The sequence below is a fragment of the Acidovorax sp. KNOB132 genome (assembly GCF_057541515.1).
In genome coordinates, this window is record NZ_BAAJYT010000303.1 from 1 (window position 1) to 4,078 (window position 4,078).

3 protein-coding genes are annotated in these 4,078 nt (G+C 67.5%); all 3 read left to right on the top strand.

Annotated elements, in window-relative coordinates; all coding sequences use genetic code 11:
• Positions 1–455, top strand: a 455-nt coding sequence (locus AC27IO_RS21375) for a thiamine-phosphate kinase (protein WP_498740650.1), incomplete at its 5' end; no start/stop codon positions are given.
• 373 nt (positions 456–828) lie between these two features.
• On the top strand, positions 829–2,601 hold the full coding sequence (locus AC27IO_RS21380; RefSeq protein ID WP_498740652.1) for a pectate lyase: 1,773 nt from the start codon (positions 829–831) through the stop codon (positions 2,599–2,601).
• A gap of 305 nt (positions 2,602–2,906) precedes the next feature.
• Positions 2,907–4,078, top strand: a 1,172-nt coding sequence (locus AC27IO_RS21385; RefSeq protein WP_498740654.1) for a methyl-accepting chemotaxis protein, incomplete at its 3' end; no start/stop codon positions are given.

Here is a 4,078-nt window from a genome sequence, read left to right on the forward strand (position 1 = left end):
TGATCTGGCTGGCCCCGGCCCGCGAGCGGCTGGAGCGCCCCACGCCGCGCGTGGCATTGGGGCAGGCCCTGCGCGGGCTGGCCCGCAGCGCCATCGACGTGAGCGACGGGCTGGTGGGCGACCTGGGCCACATCCTGCAGGCCTCGGGCGTGGGGGCCCGCATCGACACCCAGAATGCTATTGAATTAATAGCAACAGGGGCAATGAGTACTAGGGCATCAGCGGCTTTTGACCACGAAACCCTGCTGCGCTGCGCCCTGGCCGGCGGCGACGACTACGAACTGCTGTTCACCGCCGCGCCCGAGCACCGCGCCGAGGTCCAGGCCGCCGGGCAGGCCACGGCCACGCCCGTGGCCCGCATCGGCACCATCGAGGCCGCGCCCGGCCTGCGGCTGGTGGATGCCGAGGGCCAGGCCCTCCCCCAGCAATACTCGTCATACGACCACTTTCGCTGATCGGCAGCGCAATCACTTGCGGGACATCGCCGCCCCTGCAGAGCGGCAGTTGTCGTACCACTTTGTGACGAAATGCCACCGAAACCATGCTTGCGGCCGTCCCGACGTTGGCCACCGATACCGACTGCGCAATCGTTTGCGCCTAAGTAGGTACTAACTCGAAGCGCCTTACCAAAGGCTTACGCACCCTCTGGAGCGTGGCAGACCGGGTAAACACGCATCGCCTCCTCTCCCCTGCCTCCCACAATCGCCGCCAAGTTGTACGACATCCTTCAAGATGATCTGCACACCAAGACAGCCGGGATCCCCAGGCTGCGATCGCCGCGCCGACGGCGCGTGCATTCCTTGCATCGAAGACGAGAGGAGACATTCCATGAAACGCAGAGATTTCGCGCTGACGGCGCTCGCGCCGCTGTGGCTCACCGCCTGTGGCGGCGGTTCGGGTGGCGCATCCGGCCCGCAGGGCGAGGCGGCCACCGCGCTGCGGCGCGCCGCCGACTACATGGACGAGGTGGTTTCGTACCGCGGCGGCTACGTGTGGTCGTACTCGCCCGACCTGAAGCAGACCTTCGGCGAGATGGAGGCCTACCGCACCATGTGCTGGATCCAGCCGCCGGGCACGCCCTCGGTCGGCCACGTGTACCTGGACGCCTACCACGCCACCGGCGACGAACGCTTCCTGCAGGCCGCCGAGCGCACCACGCTGGCCATCGTCGCGGCGCAGGACGCCTCGGGCGGCTGGAACTACATCCACGACTTCGCGGGCGAGGCGTCGCTGCGCCAGTGGTACGACACCATCGGCAAGAACGGCTGGCGGCTGGAGGAGTTCCAGCACTACTACGGCAACGCCACGTTCGACGACGCGGGCACGGCCGTGGCCTCGCAGCTGCTGCTGCGCATGTATGTGGAAAAGCGCGACGTTCGCTTTCTCGCGCCGCTGCAAAAGGCCATCGACTTCGTGCTCAACGCGCAGTTCGGCCCCGAATACGGCGTGGCGAACGGCGGCTGGCCGCAGCGGTTTCCGCACTTTCCCGGCGCGGTCGGCGCCATGCCCTCGCCCCACCCCGAGCAGGTGCCCGCGGGCGCCCATTCGGGCATGGAAGACGGCGACTACACGCTGCACGTGACCTTCAACGACGACGTGATGGGCGAGAACATCAAGTTCCTCACGATGTGCGTGATGGCGCTGGGCGAGACGCGCCTGCTGGCCCCCATCGCACGCGCCATGGAGTGCATGCGCCTCATGCAGCAAAGCGGCCCGCAGGCCGGCTGGAGCCTGCAGCACCTGTCGCGCCCCATGGGCGGCCGCCCGGCCGGCGCACCGGCCGGCGCGCGCAGCTACGAGCCCCGCTCGCTGGCCACGCACACCACGCAGACCAACATCCGCCAGCTGTTCAACTACTTCCAGCTCACGGGCGAGCGCCGCTACCTCGCGCGCATTCCCGAGGCCATCGCCTGGCTCAAGACCTGCCCGCTGCCGGCGGCGGCCATCGCGGGCAGCCCGCTGCTGGGCGGCGGCCGCACCCACCCCACGTTCGTGGAGCTGGGCACCAACGCGCCGCTGTACGTGCACCGCTACGGCTCCAACATCCACAACGGCGGCTACTACGCCGACAAGGACTGGGCCAACACCGTCAGCCACTACTCGGCGGGCCGCGCCATCGACATCGCGGGACTGGAGTCCACCTACCGGCAGCTCGATGGCATGAGCGATGCCGCGGTGGCCGCCATGGCGGCGCGCTCGCCCCTCCAGGCCGGCACCGCCACGCGCGCGCTGCCCCGGTATTTCTCGATCCGCGAGGTGGACTTCCCCGACCTGTTCGCGGGCGCCACCATGGCCACGCCCAAGGTGCCCGACAGCGAAGCGCAGACGCTGGTGGACGAACTGGGCGCCAAGGGCTACTGGACCTCGCCCGTGCCCGAGGTCGTCAACCCCTACCAGGGCGACGGGCCCTCGGCGGCCTACACCGGCACCGCCTACCGCAGCAAGCACGTGGGCGATGCCTGGGACACGTCGCCCTACCCGGCCGACAACCCGCCGGAGGTCCCGCCCTACGTGAAGCGGGACAAGCCGCAGTTCATCGTCACCTCGGAATGGATCCGCCGCATGGGGCGGCTCGTCGCCTACGTGGCACCGCAGGCGTGACCGACGGCTGACGTTTTCCGGCCCAGCCCCTAGCCCACCCACCGCAGCCTGCCGGTCCGGGATCCGATCCCGGGCCTGCAGGCTGCCTTTCTTTGGATCGCACCCCATGGATGGGCGCACAAAAGTATCATATTTATCAAATAAGTACAGGAGTGCCAATCCTCAATGCCACCCATTTTTCTTTCCACGGGCTGAAATTCCGAGAATTCAGACTATTTTTTGCACCCATTGCGGGGTTTCAAATTTATCATTTATACGAATTATTACATTTCAAATCACCCCCCGCCAGACCCGGAAGGATGGATATGAACCCGAGCCGCACCCTGACCGTTTCACGGCGACTTCTGGTCGCTTTCGGTACCGTCATCGGTATCTTTCTGGCGGTCGCCGCCACGTCCCTGTACAGCAGCGCCCATCTGGCCGAGGCGGAAAAATGGAACATCCACACCTACCAGGTGCTGGACCGCTCCAACACGCTGCTCAACAGCATGGTCAACATGGAAACCGGCACGCGCGGCTTTCTGCTCAGCGGCGAAGACCGGTTCCTGGAGCCCTGGAAAGCCGGCAGCCAGGCGTTCGACCAGGCCTGGACGGAGGTCAAGAAGCTGACCTCGGACAACCCGGCGCAGCAGCAGCGCCTGGACTGGATGAAGGCCCGCAACACCGAATTCACCACCGTGGTGATCGCCTTGATGCAGGCACGGCGCGACGTGGCGGCAGGCACCAGGACCATGCAGGACTTCCTCGTGCAGTTCGGCCAGGGCAAGGACAAGGCGGCCATGGACGGCTTTCGCGCGCTGCAGGGCGAACTCGACAAGACCGAGAGCGACCTGCTGGCCCGCCGCTCCGCGGAAGCCGAGCAGCTGCGCGCCTTCAATGTCAACGCCGTCGTGGCCGGCTCCCTGCTCGCCATCGGGCTGGCCTGTGCGCTGGGCGTGTGGGTGACGCGGTCCATCACGCGGCAGCTCGGCGGCGAGCCGGACTACGCCTCCGAGGTGGTGCGCCAGATCGCCGCGGGCAACCTCGCCGTGGACGTGAGCACCCGCGCAGGCGACCAGGGCAGCCTGCTGGTGGGCATGAAGGCCATGCGCGACAGCCTGGCGCAGGTGGTGGGCCAGGTCCGCCAGAGCAGCGACTCGATCGCCACCGGCAGCACGCAGATCGCCACCGGCAACGCCGACCTGAGCCAGCGCACGGAAGAGCAGGCCTCCAACCTGCAGCAGACCGCCGCCTCGATGGAAGAGATCACGGCCACCGTCAAGAACAACGGCGATACCGCCCGCCAGGCCACGCAGCTGGCCGACTCCGCCAGCGCCGTGGCGCAGCGCGGCGGCGTGGTGGTGGGGCAGGTCGTGGACACCATGGAGGCCATCACCGCCTCCAGCAAGAAGATCGTGGACATCATCGGCGTGATCGACGGCATCGCCTTCCAGACCAACATCCTGGCGCTCAACGCCGCCGTGGAAGCGGCCCGCGC